This is a genomic window from Bacteroides eggerthii, assembly GCF_025146565.1.
Lineage (GTDB): Bacteria > Bacteroidota > Bacteroidia > Bacteroidales > Bacteroidaceae > Bacteroides > Bacteroides eggerthii.
Genome location: NZ_CP102258.1, coordinates 2,139,387 through 2,155,979 on the forward strand (window position 1 = coordinate 2,139,387; position 16,593 = coordinate 2,155,979).

The 16,593-nt window shown below is 41.4% G+C and carries 7 protein-coding genes, 1 tRNA gene and 1 pseudogene; 5 read left to right on the forward strand and 4 right to left on the reverse strand.

Going from position 1 to position 16,593, the window contains the following annotated elements; all coding sequences use genetic code 11:
* Positions 1-23 precede the first annotated feature (23 nt).
* Both NQ546_RS08725 and NQ546_RS08730 read left to right on the forward strand, forming a co-directional pair.
* Positions 24-464, forward strand: a complete 441-nt coding sequence (locus NQ546_RS08725; protein WP_004289750.1) for a PepSY-like domain-containing protein — start codon at positions 24-26, stop codon at positions 462-464.
* A 40-nt stretch (positions 465-504) separates the two neighbouring features.
* The gene (locus NQ546_RS08730; protein ID WP_004289751.1) at positions 505-1,005 is read left to right on the forward strand and encodes a PepSY-like domain-containing protein; all 501 of its coding nucleotides are present in this window, start codon (positions 505-507) and stop codon (positions 1,003-1,005) included.
* 181 nt (positions 1,006-1,186) lie between these two features.
* Here the strand turns inward: NQ546_RS08730 and NQ546_RS08735 are convergent, their stop codons facing one another.
* Both NQ546_RS08735 and NQ546_RS08740 read right to left on the reverse strand, forming a co-directional pair.
* Positions 1,187-2,398, reverse strand: coding sequence for an L-serine ammonia-lyase (locus NQ546_RS08735; RefSeq protein WP_004294157.1), 1,212 nt, complete (start codon positions 2,396-2,398; stop codon positions 1,187-1,189).
* Positions 2,399-2,476: 78 nt separating this feature from the next.
* Positions 2,477-5,014: an endonuclease MutS2 gene (locus NQ546_RS08740; RefSeq protein ID WP_004289753.1), complete on the reverse strand. Its 2,538-nt coding sequence runs from the start codon at positions 5,012-5,014 to the stop codon at positions 2,477-2,479.
* A gap of 114 nt (positions 5,015-5,128) precedes the next feature.
* Between NQ546_RS08740 and NQ546_RS08745 the strand changes: the two genes are divergently transcribed.
* The 3 genes and pseudogenes from NQ546_RS08745 to NQ546_RS08755 all read left to right on the forward strand — a co-directional run bounded on the left by NQ546_RS08745 (position 5,129) and on the right by NQ546_RS08755 (position 10,573).
* A tRNA-Ser gene (locus NQ546_RS08745) sits at positions 5,129-5,213 on the forward strand.
* 407 nt (positions 5,214-5,620) lie between these two features.
* The gene (locus NQ546_RS08750) at positions 5,621-8,848 is read left to right on the forward strand and encodes a glycoside hydrolase family 2 protein (protein ID WP_004289754.1); all 3,228 of its coding nucleotides are present in this window, start codon (positions 5,621-5,623) and stop codon (positions 8,846-8,848) included.
* Positions 8,849-9,275: 427 nt separating this feature from the next.
* Positions 9,276-10,573, forward strand: a pseudogene (locus NQ546_RS08755) (transposase).
* A 232-nt stretch (positions 10,574-10,805) separates the two neighbouring features.
* Here NQ546_RS08755 and NQ546_RS08760 read toward each other — a convergent pair.
* Together NQ546_RS08760 and NQ546_RS08765 are read right to left on the reverse strand one after the other, a co-directional pair.
* Positions 10,806-12,803 (reverse strand): hypothetical protein, encoded by a 1,998-nt coding sequence (locus NQ546_RS08760; RefSeq protein WP_004289759.1) that lies wholly within the window; start codon positions 12,801-12,803, stop codon positions 10,806-10,808.
* The gene (locus tag NQ546_RS08765; RefSeq protein ID WP_004289760.1) at positions 12,803-16,570 is read right to left on the reverse strand and encodes a hypothetical protein; all 3,768 of its coding nucleotides are present in this window, start codon (positions 16,568-16,570) and stop codon (positions 12,803-12,805) included. Before NQ546_RS08765 ends, NQ546_RS08760 begins: the two co-directional genes overlap by 1 nt.
* Between the last annotated feature and the right edge of the window lie 23 nt (positions 16,571-16,593).

Sequence of the window (16,593 nt, forward strand, 5' to 3'; positions counted from 1 at the left end):
AGTAACATTAAAAAATAACGATTATGAAGAAAGTATTGTCTATTCTTGTGTTGGTTCTTGCAACCGTTCAAATGGCATTTGCCGGTGATGTGATTACACGCGATGCCAAGCAGCTGCCTTTGACTGCCCGTAATTTCATCAACCAGTATTTCACCAAACCGCAAATATCGCATATCAAGATCGAGACCGGAATATTGGGATCAAAAAGCTATGAGGTGCTGTTGACCGACCGTACGGAGATTGACTTTGACAGCAACGGCAACTGGACTGACGTAGACTGCAAGAAAGCAGCCGTACCTGCAGCGCTGATTCCGGCATCTGTAAAAGAATATGTGAAAATGAATTTCCCACAGGAGATTATTACGAAGATTGAACGCGGACGTAGCGGAGTGGAAGTGGAGCTGGCCAATGACTACTCTTTGAAATTCAACAAAAAAGGACAGTTTGTCAGTATGGACGATTGATTGCAATATCGGATGTATAACTTAAAATTAATGATATAGTATGAAGATAAAATTTCAAATGTTGGCGATGATGTTCATTGCTGCAATGGCTTTCAGCGCGTGTGATGATGATGATAAAAATGACAATATAACCGTTCCCGATGCAGTGTCGAAGGCTCTCAAGGATAAATATCCAGCTGCTACGGGCATTGAGTGGGAACGGAAAGGCAGTTATTTTGTAGCCGACTGTTGGATGAATGGTAGCGAAATGGATGTGTGGTACGACACTCAGGCCACATGGAAACTAACAGAAGTGGATACTTCCTGGGAGGGATTACCTGCTGCGGTGCAAACCGCTTTCAAGGGCGGGGAATATGCTGCATGGAAACTGGAGGATATTGATATGCTTGAGTATCCGGAGCAACCTGTACAGTATGTTATCGAAGTGGAGAATGGGAATCAGGAATATCAGCTGTTCTACGATCAGGACGGTAATGTATTGGATAAACGCGATGTCAGTGGCGATAAGGATGACACACACTGGCCAGTAAGTAAGCTTTGAAAAGTAATAATCTCAAGTTTATTGAATGATATTTCATTGAATACTTACAGGCTGTAAGTTAAAAAAAGTGAACTGCACCCCAAAAGTTTTGTGTCTAACTTTCGGGGTGCAGCTCATTTGCGGGGACACTTCCTTTTTGTCTGAAAACTGTGCGGTTATTTAGGATTGGTCAATTCAATAATCACATAGGCTTATAATCCTTTGCCAGTCCTCCTTCGCTTGTCTCTTTGTAGAGTGACGGAAGATCATTTCCGGTTTCTTTCATGACCTCCACCACTTTGTCGAAGGACACGCGGTGCATGCCGTCGGTGAAAGAGGAGTAGAGGTTGGCGTCAAGGGCACGCGCGGCGGCATAGGCGTTTCGTTCTATGCATGGAATCTGTACCAGTCCGCATACAGGATCGCAGGTCATTCCCAGATGATGCTCCAAACCCATTTCCGCTGCATATTCTATTTGTGCGGGACTGCCGCCGAATAACTGGTTGGCTGCTGCTGAGGCCATAGCGCAAGCTACGCCCACCTCTCCCTGACATCCTACTTCCGCGCCCGAAATGGAAGCGTTGGTCTTTACTATGTTTCCTACCAATCCGGCTGTGGCGAGAGCACGCAGAATACGCGTATCGCTGAATTCACGACTTTTTGCCAGATGATAAAGTACTGCGGGCATCACACCGCATGAACCACAAGTGGGAGCGGTAACAATGACACCACCCGAAGCATTTTCTTCACTCACTGCCAAAGCATAGGCAAATACCAGTCCGCGGGATTGCAGGGACTGTTTGTAGCCGCTGGCACGTATATAATAGGTTGAGGCTTTGCGGCGCAGGTTCAGCGGGCCGGGCAATACGCCCTCCTGTTCCAATCCCCGTTTTACGGCGTCCTGCATGGTTTTCCACACTTCTTGCAGGTAATCCCATATATCGCTGTCCTCACATTCCTTAACGTATTCCCAATAACTCTTTCCTGTACGCTCGCACCATTGCAGAATCTCTGTCATGCTGCTCATGGAGTACACATCGGGAGTGTTGACCGAGGATGCTCCGTCGTTTTCCTCTGCCAAAGCTCCTCCGCCGATGCTGAATACAGTCCATTGATCTGTTTCCTTCCCTTCTTTATCCACTGCGATGAATTTCATTCCGTTGGGGTGGAAAGGGAGGAAAATCTTAGGTTCCCAAATAATCTCTACCGGGGCTACAGGCTGCAGCACTTCGGTGATGGCAATGTTGGTCATGTGCCCTTTGCCGGTTGCAGCCAGACTTCCGTATAATGTCACTTTGAATGTCGCAGCTTCCGGATGCCTTTCCAAAAATATTTCGGCAGCTTTGCGAGGTCCCATTGTATGGCTGCTTGAAGGACCTGTACCAATGCGATAGAGTTCTTTGATTGACTTCATTTTGGTGAATGATTATTGGGTTATTGGATTATTAGTATCTTTATTTTTAGATTTTTATTTTTCGTTCTTGGTTCTCGTTCAACTTAGGTCTACAACCGTAATTCCTGCTCCGCCGAACTGTATATGTTCGTCGGCGAAATGGCTTATGCCCGGTACTGTCTGCAGATATTGGCGGATAAGTGTACGCAAGATACCCGTACCTGTCCCATGAAGGATGCGCACGCGGGACATTCCCACCAAAATGGCATCATCTATGAAATAGGTGACCGCCTGTAAGGCTTCATCACCACGCATGCCGCGTACGTCTATGTCTTGCTTGAAGTTCAGCTTCTTTTCGTACATACTGTCTTGGGTTTGCGAACTGATGTAAGTGCTTTTGGCAGAAACATCCGCTTGCTTGGGCTGTGCGTTTGTACGCTCCAGCCTGTCCAGCTTGACGGTGGTCTTGATACTGCCGAAAGCGACAGTGGCATTCTTGCCGTTTACCTCCATTACTTCACCCACCGAGGTCTGTCCTTTTATCCTGACATTGCTGCCGGGTACGATTGCAGCCAATCGTTCGGCCTCTTTTCGTGCCTGCTGTTCTGCCGATGCTTGGGCAGAGAGCATGTTTTCCTGACCTTTGTTGGCTTTCTTTTCCTTTTTCCGGTTTTGCTTTTCTTTCAGCTTTTCTATTTTGCGGGCAATCTTCTCTTCCTGCTCTTTTGCGGCAAGAGCCTCCATTGATTGGCGGAAATCGGCCAGTTCCTGACGTGCCTGACGGGTCTTTTCCTTTTCGGCTTGCGCCTCTTTAATGGTGCGAATGGTATTTTCGATACGGGCATTGGCTTCCTGTATCAGTTGCTCTGCTTCTTCTTTGGCTTTCCGCAAAATTTCTTTGCGGGATTTCTGCAGATCTTCTATCTCCGTCTGGTAGCGGGTAATGGTTTCTTCCATATGCTTTTCGCGTTGGCGGATGGTCTGGCGTTTGCCTTCCCAATATCGCTTGTCGCGCACAATGTCTTGCAGATATTTGTCGGCATTGATGTATTCGCTGCCGACAATCTCCGAAGCGTCGGCGATTACATCTTCGGGTAACCCGATTTTGCGGGCAATCTCTACGGCAAATGAGCTGCCCGGATTACCTATCTGAAGTTGGAACAAAGCCTGCATCAGGTGGCGGTCGTATAGCATGGCGCCATTCACTACCCCTTCGTGGTCTTCGGCAAAATGTTTCAGATTCTGATAGTGTGTAGTAATAACGCCGAACGTCTGCTTTTGGTTGAAGCGTTTCAATACTGCTTCGGCTATTGCCCCGCCAATTTGAGGTTCGGTACCACCGCCGAACTCGTCAATGAGGATAAGGCTGCGTTCATTGCAGTTCTTCATCATTATCTTCATATTGGTCAGGTGCGAGGAGTAGGTGCTCAGGTCGTCTTCAATGGATTGTTCGTCGCCGATGTCAATGAATATATTGCTGAATATACCGGCATGGCTGCGTTCGTGCATCGGGATTAGCAAGCCGCACTGTAACATGTATTGCAGCAGTCCGACGGTTTTCAGACAGACGGATTTGCCGCCGGCATTCGGTCCGGAGATGATGAGGATACGTTGCTTTTCGCTCAACTCTATATCCAGCGGCACTACTTTCTTTCCATGTTTGGCAAGAGAGAGTTGCAGCAACGGATGAACCGCCATTGTCCAGTCTAAAACCTGTTTGTTTTCAAAAGCAGGTTTCAATCCGGTGATTTGTTCGGAAAATAATGCTTTGGCACGTATGAAGTCTATCTCGGCAAGAAATTCGTATGACAGTAGGATGTCGGGGATAGAGGGGCGCAGCAGGTTGGAGAACTCCACTAAGATGCGGATAATTTCCCGTCGTTCGTCTCCTTCCAGTTCCCGGATGCGATTATTGGCTTCCACCACTTCCGCGGGTTCGATAAATACGGTTTTACCGCTGGCGGATTCATCATGTACAATTCCTTTTATTTTCCGTTTCAGGGCAGGCACTACCGGAATAACCAGTCGTCCGTCGCGCATTGTGGGCGCAACATCCTTGTCTACAATTCCTTCCGATTGTGCGTTGCGCAAAATGTTGTTTAGTGAGCGAGAGATGCTCCCCATTGTACTTACCAGTTCGCGGCGGATACGCGCCAGCTCTGCGGATGCGTTGTCTTTTATTTTTCCATACGGAGAGAGGATACCGTTTATTTTTCCGATGAGTTGTGGGAACACAGTTATGTCTCCTGCCAGCCGTTTCAGACAAGGGTAGGGGGATGCTGTTTCTTCTTCCTCCCCTTCGCTCTTCTGCAGAAAACGTACAATATCGCGTATTGTCTCCAATGACCGGCGAAGGTCGAAAAGTTCCTGTTCATCCAAGTACATTCCCTCCACGCGTATCCGCTTCAGGGACGGGCGTACATCAAAAAAATATTGTGCCGGAAAATTATCTTCCTCCCGGAGTATGCGTACAAATTCAAAAACCTGGTCCAGATGCTCTTCCACTTCACTAAAGCGGTCGGAGAACGCCATGTCTGTCACTCGTTCTTCGCCAAGCGTGCTGAGACATTTTTCTTTCAGCAGTTGACGTATTTGGTCGAAACCTATCTTCTGTTCAAAGTTCTGTGGGTATATCATGGATGCAAAAATACAATTAATTCGTGAAAAAACAGGAAGTATGTTTGCAGAATTAAAAATGATTTGTACCTTTGCACCGCTTAAAAGAGAAGTACTTCTTGAAAAGGAAGTTTTGGAGAGGTGGCAGAGTGGTCGATTGCGGCGGTCTTGAAAACCGTTGTGCTGCGAGGCACCCGGGGTTCGAATCCCTGTCTCTCCGCGGTTAGCATTGATAATCAGTGTTTTAAGAGGAGTTTACCCGGCTTTACATCATAAATGTAAGGCCGGGTTTCTTTTAATGATGTTAGTGTTTGAATGAGTCGTCTCTTTTTATATGCTCCCCCGATGTTATTTTGTTATATGGCAAATAGTTCTATATAATTTTATTTGTTTACTTTTATTGTATTTAGAAAGTTTCATATAGCTTCAGTTATTTAGTTTTCAATAGAAGTAAATCACTTCTATTTTTCAGTTTCTCATTTGTTGTTACTCGTAAATTATATCTTTTGAGCTATATTAATTTAATATTAATCTGAGATTAATTTTATTTGGACTGCTTTTTTAAGGGTTTTCCGTTTCCTTTGTGTTCAAAAATCAAAGTATTTAATTCAAACCAATATTGATAGAATGAAAAGGAATATGACTTTAAAAAGTTTGCTGTTGGTTGTGTGTGCGTTGTCCGGAAATGTTTTTGGACAAAGCACATTGAGTAATGGCAAGTTGGTGTATAATTATCCATTTGCACCAAGTGAGGGTATTGTGAACCGAATGGAAAAGGAATATAGGTCGGAAGTGTGCTTGAATGGTTTCTGGGACTTTCAACCGGTTTCATTGCCGTCAACCTATGTGCAAGGAAAAGGAGTGGCTCCTGAATTATCTTTACCGGAAGAAAAACAATGGAGTGCTATTAGGATAAAAATACCTTCACCTTGGAACATAAACGCTTTTGCGAATAGAAATCTTGAAGGGCCAGACCATCGTAACTACCCGTCTTATCCAAAGGAATGGGAACAAGTGAAGATGGCTTGGATGAGGAAAAAAGTTACTATACCTACCGAATGGACTGGACAACAGATAAAACTTTATTTTGAAGCAGTGGCCGGCGCAACGGAAGTTTATATTAATAAGGAGAAAGTTGGTGAGAACTTTGACCTCTTTCTGCCTTTTAGTATCGATATTACAGATAAAGTAAATGCAGGTGAAACAGTTGAAGTATTGGTAGGAGTGCGTAGCCAGTCCCTATTTGAGGATAATTCTACAATTGGGCGCCGTATTGTACCGGCTGGCTCTATGTGGGGATATCACATTGCCGGTATTTGGCAGGATGTGTATCTGCTGGCCTTACCTAAGGTGCATGTGGAAGACATATTTGTGAAACCTCTAGTATCTAAAGGAATACTGGAATTGGAAGTGACTGTGCAAAATAATATGGCAAAAAAGGCTGATTTGCAGGTTCAGGGTGATATTAACGAATGGGTTAATTTAGCTGGAACAGATGTTAACTCCGCTCCGATTCCGGTTTGGAAGTTAGGGAAAAAAGTATTGGAAGTGAAAGCTGTGAAAGTGTCTGTTCCGGCTAATGCTTCTACAAAAGTAGTACTACAAGTGCCTGTATCAGATGAATTGAGATTTTGGACTCCGGAATGTCCTAATCTTTATGCACTGTTGCTGGCTCTAAAAGTGAAAAAACAAAATTTAGATGTAAAATATGAGCGTTTTGGTTGGCGTGAGTGGACATTGAACGGTACTGTTCAATGTTTGAATGGTAAACCGTATCAACTGAGAGGTGACTCTTGGCATTTTATGGGGATTCCGCAGATGACTCGTAGATATGCTTGGGCTTGGTTTACAGCTATTAAAGGTATGAATGGAAATGCGGTTCGTCCTCATGCACAAGTTTATCCCCGTTTTTACTTGGACATTGCGGATGAAATGGGTATTTGTGTGTTGAATGAAACAGCTAACTGGGCTAGTGATGGCGGTCCGAAGTTGGATTCTGAACTTTTCTGGAAAGCTTCGAAAGAACATTTGACGCGTTTTGTTCTTAGAGATCGTAATCATGCTTCTGTTTTTGGATGGAGTATCAGTAATGAAAATAAACCGGTAATTTTGCATGTATTCAACAGACCGGAGCTGATGACTCCTCAGAAAAAAGCTTGGGAGGAGTGGAGAAATATTGTGCGGTTGAATGATCCTACCCGCCCATGGGTTTCGTCGGATGGAGAGGATGATGGCGATGGTATATTGCCTGTCACTGTAGGGCATTATGGTGATATGAACTCAATGAAACGTTGGATTGAAATAGGTAAGCCTTGGGGAATTGGTGAACATAGTATGGCTTACTATGGTACACCGGAGCAGGTCGCAAAATATAACGGTGAAAGAGCTTATGAATCTCAGCTTGGACGTATGGAGGGATTGGCAAATGAGTGTTATCATTTGTTGGCCAATCAACGTTCTATGGATGCTTCTTACAGTACAGTGTTCAACATGGCATGGTATTCTTTGAAACCTTTGCCGCTGGGTAAAAAAGATTTGACTTCAAAACCGGATATCAGCCGGGATGGTGTTTTCTTTACAGAATATAAGGAGGGAGTACCAGGCGTACAACCGGAACGTGTAGGACCTTATTGTACTACATTCAATCCGGGATATGATCCTAATCTGCCCTTGTATGACCCATGGCCTATGTATGATGCTATGCGTGCTGCCAATGCACCAAAGCATCCTGCTTGGTCGTCATATGCTGAGATTGATAAAAAGCAGTATGAGGCTCCGGAAGCGTTTCCTTCTGAGAAGTATAAGGAAATTATTTTTATAGGAAGAAAGGATAGTAAATTGAAAGGTATAATGGATGCACAAGGGGTGAAGTTTTCTACTAAAATAACTGCTCCTGCACAAATGATTTATATTGTAGATGGTACTTATGATCTGCCTGCCGCAGAAAAGAAGAGCATGTTGGTCAATCTTGCTAAAGGAGCCGATGTTTGGATATGGGGACTGACCCCTGAAACGGTAGATGTGTATAATGAGATACTGCCCCTTTCTGTAACGTTGGATAATTTGAAGCGTTCATCTTTCCTGCCGGTTCAGAAATCATGGATACGTGGGTTGAATAATTCAGATTTCTATTTCTGTGAACTTCAGCGGGCGGATGCTTCGGAATATTCTTTGAAAGGGGCCTTGGTAGAGGAAGGAGAGGTCTTGTTGAATGCTTGTAAAACGGATTGGAGAGCCTGGAACAAACGTCCGGAAGAGATAAAGACAGCTGGTACCATACGAAGCGAATATGAATGTACAGCTGCCACTCCTGTATTCGTGAGATATCAAAATGGGGCTTCCTGTTTTTACATCAGTACACTGAAAGAATTTACGAACTCAGAAAAGGGGTACAATACATTAAGGGCAATCTTGAAAAATGCAGGCATTGACTGCCAAGAGATTGAAGTAAAATCGAACGAGCTTTTTTTCTTACGTGATAATCAACTGGTTTTTCCTGCTGCTGTGAGAGATAAACTGATAAAAACAACTATGGGGCGGACTTTGGACATTTATGTGTTTAGTCCTCGTCCTCTGAATGATTTGCTGATAGAGCCCAATATGCCTAAACTGACATTAGTTGTGAAAACTAAAAAATGCCAGCTTTCTATTAATGATGAAGTATATGCAGCTGCCGAGAAAAATAGATATGAAGTTACTTATAAGGAGCTACCTCTATTGCAGGGTTGGAATAAAATAAGTATTGCAATCGGAGAAAATGATAAGAATGAATTCAGTGGTAGTTTTAGGTGTGATAACAGAAATGAATTCCTTCCTTCATTGAAAGCGTCATTTGTAAATCCTGAAGCAAAATAGTAGGTAAATAGATTGAAATTTAGGTATAGCTTATAGATTATCTTAAAAACGCCTTCGCTTTACAGTGGCTATACCTTTCCGCCGTTCGAAAGGTTTTCTGCGGAAAGGTATAGAGATAATCTATGTTCTGCCTTCCGGGCTTGGATTGGGCCGCACTATAAAATATTTTGTGTAAATGGAAAAATGGAGGTCCATCGTGCATTACGACATACCTCCTTATATTTAGGGACATTCAGTAAATAGCATAAGATTAGCCAACTAATTCATACTTAAAGTATTGCAAATTAGTTGGCTTTTTTGTATCTTTAGGTATTCCCCCGAAAATAAGGTTTGGCAGCCAAAACGGGGGAAATCCCCGGACTAAGATATGGCTAAGATACAAAATATTTCAGAGATTCACCCTACTTAGGGCTTTACAGAATTTGATATTCTGGAAAAATATCGTAAGAGTTTTAATGAGAGTGAGCTTGGCAGGCTTCATTCCGTTTTTCCGTTTGAGCGTATGGCAAAAGAAGCAGGTCTGTCGGAGCAGCGTCTAGGACGCAAGAACATTTTCAGTCCTTGTGCAAAGATCAGTCTTATGGTACTGAAGGCCTACACTGGCTTTTCCGACAGACGGCTGGTAGAACATCTTAACGGTAACATACACTATCAGATGTTCTGTGGAGTTATGATAGATCCATCCAACCCTATAACCAACTAAAAGATAGTCAGCGATATCCGTAACGAGATAGCCTCCCGTTTTGACATTGACGCTCTTCAGAAGGTCCTTGCCTTACATTGGAAGCCTTACCTTGAAAACCTTCACGTGTGTATGACTGATGCTACATGTTATGAAAGCCACATGCGTTTTCCTACAGACATGAAACTCCTTTGGGAAAGTATCGGATGGTTTTACAGGCATACCTGCCAGCATTGTAGGGATCTTGGCATAAGACGTCCGCGCAACAAATATACGGATGTTGCAAAATCCTATCTGTCTTACTGTAAGAAAAGAAAAAGGAAAGCTTCAAGGACAAGGATGCTCAAGCGCCGTATGATAAGGCTCCTTGAAAAGCTTATCATGCAGAAAGATGCGATTCATAGGGAGTACGGTGCTTCACTCCGATATACACAGGATTATCAGAAACGGCTTTCCATAGTTGGAAAGGTCTTGTACAGGAAAAGGAAATGTTTGAAGGCAGGAAGGTCAATGACCGTATTGTGAGCATTGACCGTCATTATATACGTCCCATCGTAAGAGGTAAGGAAACAAAGACCGTTGAGTTCGGTGCAAAAGTCAACAACATACAGATAGACTGAATATCTTTCATCGAGCACATCTCGTTCAAGGCGTTCAATGAGGGTATACGCCTTAAGGACTGTATCCGTGTGCAGCAGAAGCTTATGAGCGTTAGGGTAAGATGCGTGGCTGCCGACTCCATATATGCTAATAATGCCAACAGAAAGTTCTGCACGAAATATGGGATATCCATTTCCTTCGTGCGCAAGGGAAGGGCGGCAAAGGACGAGCAGTTGAGAAAGGTTCTCAGAAGTGAACTCTCAAATGAGAGAGCCACCCGGCTTGAAGGTAGCTTCGGCACTCAGAAACAACATTACTCACTCTCAAGAATAAAGGCGCGGAACAGGAAGACGGAAATCCTGTGGATCTTCTTCGGAATACATACGGCAAATGCCGTACAGATGATAGACAAGATCAAAAACAGACTGGATAAAGTTGCATGACATGGTTTTACAGACTGAATCAGAAGAGGTCATCAGACTTCTTCCGCAACATCATGTCTTGCCGGATAAGTTCAGGCGAGAAAACATAGAAAAAATACAATAAAAAGAGCATATGAAGTGATTATGGTCCATCATCTTCATATGCTATCTTAGTTTTTAGGGGCATTTACTGAATATCCCTAATTAATTATATTTTTTGTCATATACTAAATATTTGATTATATAAACGATACTACAAGTCTTTTCTAAGAGTAATATCCTTCCAGTGTAATGAGTACGCTGTTTCTGCTGCATCGTCAAGATATTCTTGCAAAAACTTGAATGGGAAAGGATATGTCATAAGCTCATTCCAACGTCCAAAGCCAAACTTTAACATCTTGCATATTTCCAAAATTTGCTGGTCAATGAGTTCTGGATTTTCTTTATGAAGTATAAATATACGTCGAGCACGAGGCATTTTGTCCATCTTGGTTTTCGGAGTAATCTTCATAGATTCGCTATTAGTTCCTGATATATAAGAATACGAACCTTCTGGATTTCCGTCAATACCATCTGTTTTCCATAGATGGAAACCTATATAACCACGAAGATATTTATGAGCAACTTTTTTTCGTTTGAACATAGCTACAGTTTCACCATTATTAGCAACCTTACTATAAGCTTCATCAATCAGATTCACATCTAAAATTGGTATTTCATCTGTATCGACGATAAAATAGACATTGCCGTCTTTAACTAATGCCATATAATCTCTTGCTCCTCGAATTTTGTCGTAGTCAAAATATTTTAGCTTTTGAGATATAAAATCCTCGAAATCTTCACCTTGATTATCTTGTGATAGTCCATATTGTTCAACATCTATACTTCCTTGATTGTCAATTTTCAAAGACGCTCCATGAACATTACCTTGATTGATTTTGTATCTGATAGCATTCCACCCCTCAAGCATATTTGCCAAAGGCTTTGGCATTATTCTTTTAGCTAAACTATCCTTTACAATTAGTTCAATGAGTATTCTTCTCACACTTGGGGTGTCAAGCAAGTCAAGTTTCTCGTCGCCATAATAAGTGATATGCTGGAGGGCATTTCCGTTGTTTGACAATCTTACCATGGATTGTGAATACTGAGTTACCTCACATCCTTCTTCTTTAGGCTCGCATAGTTTGATTATAATATCGTCCGGCGTTGGTTTTTTGGGAAAAACAAGAAACCCACTCATAATTTCTTGGGCTTCATTCTTGAAATTCGAAATAACCGACTTGGATCCATTTGTTTGAAACGGGTCTTCAAATGAAATGCTTCTTCCTGCAAGATACTCTTGTGCAAGTGCCAAGATTCCATCTTTGGTTTTGCATTCATCGTAATGTATAATCTGGGAATCTGTGAATTTTATATCTAATATTCCTTTAAACGCATCATTAACAGATTCTACGACCTGCCAGATAACATACAATTTTCCGTGAGCATAATCTTCGACATTATATGGCCAATAAGGGACAAGGTTTTTATTATCTTTGAAGTTCTTCTTCTGAATGAAAAGTTTTTTCAAGTCGTACTCACCACTTTTCACGCTTTTAATGATTATTGGTTTTACAGATTGCCCAGACCAAAACTCTCCATCTAAATCTTTGGAAATCTGGAATACGCATGTTCTGTGCCTTAATAGATCTTTTTCATTAAAAGGATTAGAAAACGATGTTGTTCGAGCTGTAAGATTCATGTATTCATTAACCTCTATTTTAAGACATACAAGTTCTTTGCGACTCTTGCGAGCCCCAAAATTCTTGTCGTCACAAACAAGTAACGAGCCATCGTTATACATCATGTTGCTATTCTTTTTCTTTCCAAGAGAATTTATAGCTAATGATGCAATGATTCTTTGCTGTAATTTATCTTTATACTTTTCGAGAGTATTATTCCAAGCTTTAACATCGTTGTATGCTCTAAGACTATTAAGAACTTCTTGCTCTTTCCCTTTGGTGGTTAATATGAAGAATTGAACAGAAGGGAAATGCTGAGCACCCCATCTGTTTTTTATTCCAGTAACAGATATGAAAGGAACATTTCCGAGTTGTTCATAAGCCAAATTCTTCCGTTCTGGATCCGTACTATAATAAGATACTATCGAGTATTTTGCAAAGAACTTGTCTTTATCCCAAGAGACTTCTATTCTATTTGTCGTGATAGGAAGGCTCTTTATATAATTGTCATCTAATATTATCTTTCCCATTATCCAATGATTCTTTTGAGTCTGTCGATTGCACTTGGGATGATATTGCCATCATTGTCAATGATTCCATGAATCTCTGTTACAGCATCCATGGACTCTCCAGTAAGTTGCAACATACTAACAGTAATAAGTTGACATCCTAATCTTTCGCGCTTAATCTTGCGTTTGTCTTTAGTCGCCAGTTCACCCTGTTTATCATTATGCTCCACGAGAGGATTCATGTTCTTAACATCAAATGCAATCTTATATGTTCCGTCTGGATTACAGATGACAAAGTCTGCCAACTCATAGTCGCGACCTTCAAGGTGCTTGAAGTCTTCCTCTTTACAATTAGTGTACTCTAAGACTATTGCCTTGAAAGCTTCTTCACCTATTTCACCTGCATAATCTGTCTTTAATATCTCTGGATGAAGAATTAAGTTACCTGACTTCCAATCAGTAGCATAACCATTTGTTATAAAGTGTTTACGAATAACATCATTCTTTATCAATACATCCAACCTTACTGTGGAAGGGGAGATTGGTTGAGGATATAACTTTCCTTTTCCTTGTGGACAAATGTCGTTCCTGCGATTAGGATCAAAGGAGAAGAAGTATTCGTTGTTCTCATTCCTTTGCCAGTCACCATAGCATTTGCAGATGAAGGTCAATTGTTTATCTTCTTCAACTAATTCGTTATAATCATCAATGACAGGTTTCTTGATGATTGTTTGCTTATAACTCTGATTCATCAACTGGTTTATCTGCACATTATGAGGTACAGATGTGCCTTCTTCAACATCGTCTTCAAAATCATCCTCTCGAACTGGATGTGGAGTATACCTAAGGGCAATACTGCGCATTCTGTCGAGTTGCCTTTTAACGTAGTTGGCATTGTTGCATCTAACAATTTCTTCAGGATTTGCTGCGGTTGAAGGTTCTTTCGGCATTGTAAGGATGTACTCTGCAAGTGTACGGAACTCCTTGGTAAGAGACTTTTCAAGGTTGTCTTTGTTAAAATACTTAGCCATATCCATATCAAACAGAATGTATGTCGTATGTGGTTTGTTTCTTGTACGACACAAACGACCAACAGCTTGTTCAACAACAGTCTGGGCCCATGCAGCCTTGTCTTTACCTATGCCAGGATTGTTCTTGTCGCCAAACCAGAAATTGTTAGAAAGAGCTCTGCATAGCCATGAAGCTACCTCGTTCTTTGAGAGACAACCTCGTTCGTACAGCATCATCAGGGAGAGCATGGCATTATAAAGGCTTTTCTCAAAAGTAAACTCATTGCCGTCCTCACTCATCATCAGATATGCACTTGGACATTGAACATAAACGGCATCCCAGTCTTTCTTTAGTCTTACACCGTTTGTTTCCCAATTGTCACCTTTGACAAAATCAAGACTATCGGGAATTTCATACTGCATGTTGGCGCCAGCTTTGAAACTTGCATATGCAGATACCAACATGATTTTAGAATCCTTGCTTTCGCTGAGTTCTTTGAGAATTGACCCTTCAACCTCTTCCCAATCTTTTGAAATTCTAATATGGTCATTAGACCAGTCGCTCGGGAGTTCATCTTCAAATGGAGTATTTTGGTACTTATATGTTCCATCTATCAGACAGCTTAATACATTTGTTTGGATAGGGTCACCATTTCGATTTTGAAAGAATATCATGCTTCTTATGTCTTCATGGTTAATAAACCAATGATAGGCTTCAATAAACTGGAACAGGCGATAAAGAGGGAAGGAAATACTTTCTCCTTCCTTTTTGGATTTCATGAGTTCTCTCCGAGTACATTTGAACCAGAGCTCGTCAAGACCTTCCTCGCGAGCCTCTTTAGAAAACATCATTTTATACTTTTCTGGCAGGAATGTTTTCTCATCCCTGTTATCTTCGAAAGTATAGTGCTCCAGTGGTTTTATTTCTATTTGATGACCAATTGGATAAGTGTGAGAAACGAGATTATCAAATGTCTCTTTATCATGTTCAGACAAGACATGAACATTATTCCCAATACTCTCTTTAAGATATTCTATGTCGCAGTTACTAATCACGGACGAGCTTGATGCTGTTGCAGAGCACAGCACGACGGAAGTTCCCTCAGTCCTCAATAGATCGAAAATGATCTTCTCAGGTGTAGTGGAAATTTCTCTACAGGAAAGACGAACTCGATGCTGGTTGTCTCGTTCGTCAACTTCTTCCTGATACAATTGAACTCCTTGTGAATAAACGGAGTAATCGGGCAGCTTTAACTTCTCTTCTCTTTTATTGATAATCAGATTCTTTCTGTTTGTCATAAATTCAAAGAGCTGTTGCTCAAATTGGTATTCCGAGTTTGTCTCAAAACGAGAGAAGAGTGTATGGATTTCTCTTTCTCGGGTTGGATAACCTAAATAGTGGTTCTTTGGTAATTTGTTCGCAGAAAGTTCATCTTCTGTTTTTTCGAACTTTTCCACACTCTTTTGAAATGCCTCATTGACTACCTTGCTTAATTGAGCTTTAATGGCTGTGGTATTGCCTACAATCAACGAAAGGAATTTGTTCATTGGCACGACGTAGTCAAATCTTTGTTTTAATTCAATATCATCCTCTGCGTGATGCAACTTAAACTGCTTCTCGCCTTTGTTGTAGCATATGAAGGAATGTGATTTGTCGTTGGATTTAGAGACATTGAGTTTTAGAGCAGGTCCAGAGAAAAATACACCTCGACGATAGTCCTCAAGTTCTTCTATGTCACCCAAGAAAATGTTCTTGTATGGCTCTGTCTTTCCTAGAGTCTTCTCCCAATTTGTTGAGATGATGTTATTAGCTTTATTCAGAGAATCATCGAGTAAGCTGCCATAATATTCGTCTGACACATGTTCTGCCATATCTATCAGTTGCTTATACTGAAGATAACCATTGTAGCCCTTTGAAAATCTATTTTTTCCTCTAGAACTTTCTATAGCTTGATCAATGATAGCATTGCGCATTGCAATTGCGGCTTGGTCTGATTCATCTAGTAGAATCAGGGTTTTCTTTTCTTTTTCTGTAATGTCATGAAGGCTGATTTTTTCACCAAGAATAGGGTCTATGCCGTACATTGCTTTATGTACGGTCATTAGGAGAACTTTTTTCTTTTTATAATCAACCTGAGGGTAAACTTTTGCCAAAGAGGGAAAATCACGCAGGACTTTCCCAATGTCTAAACGACGACCTTTTTTCTGTCGGTTATATACCTTTTTATATAACTCAAAGAAATTTCTAACGTCTCTTCTGAGTTTCGTTTCTCCTTCGGTTATCTGGGCTTGAACAAAATCGTTATTGTTGTTGCCCTGAGTAAGAATCAAATTTTTAACACCTTCGTAGGTCTTTTTGATTTTACTGCAGGCATATCTCAATTCATTATTGCTTCCTTCTGTTTTCATCTCACCGATTCTGTGTTCTATCTGTTCGATGAATCTGCGGAAAGAATCAGTATCAATAGCCTTTTTTATTACCTCTGTATTATTTTCAATAACCAATTTTTGGTCTTCTTTAATCAAACTATCTTGCAAATCAATGAACCTGTCAATCTCTCGGTTCATGCCTTCTACCAACTTGTTTTGAACACAAAGAATAACAATACGGTCAAAATGCTTAGGATAGTATTCACATGTCAGTTTTCCAATCGTATAAGACTTGCCTCCACCTGTTGCTATGTCGCAGATGTGGAGTCCTGGCTTTACATACTTTTTGAAGATACCTTCAACGTGTTTACTCAATTCTTCCTTGTATGTTTCTTTCGCTTGAATCATTCCGGTGATAATGTATGCTGTTA

Coding starts and splice junctions, on each gene's coding strand:
- NQ546_RS08725 (WP_004289750.1), top strand. CDS start 24: ATGAAGAAAGTATTGTCTATTCTTGTGTTGGTTCTTGCAACCGTTCAA.
- NQ546_RS08730 (WP_004289751.1), top strand. CDS start 505: ATGAAGATAAAATTTCAAATGTTGGCGATGATGTTCATTGCTGCAATG.
- NQ546_RS08735 (WP_004294157.1), bottom strand. CDS start 2,398: ATGAAGTCAATCAAAGAACTCTATCGCATTGGTACAGGTCCTTCAAGC.
- NQ546_RS08740 (WP_004289753.1), bottom strand. CDS start 5,014: ATGATATACCCACAGAACTTTGAACAGAAGATAGGTTTCGACCAAATA.
- NQ546_RS08750 (WP_004289754.1), top strand. CDS start 5,621: ATGAAAAGGAATATGACTTTAAAAAGTTTGCTGTTGGTTGTGTGTGCG.
- NQ546_RS08760 (WP_004289759.1), bottom strand. CDS start 12,803: ATGGGAAAGATAATATTAGATGACAATTATATAAAGAGCCTTCCTATC.
- NQ546_RS08765 (WP_004289760.1), bottom strand. CDS start 16,570: ATGATTCAAGCGAAAGAAACATACAAGGAAGAATTGAGTAAACACGTT.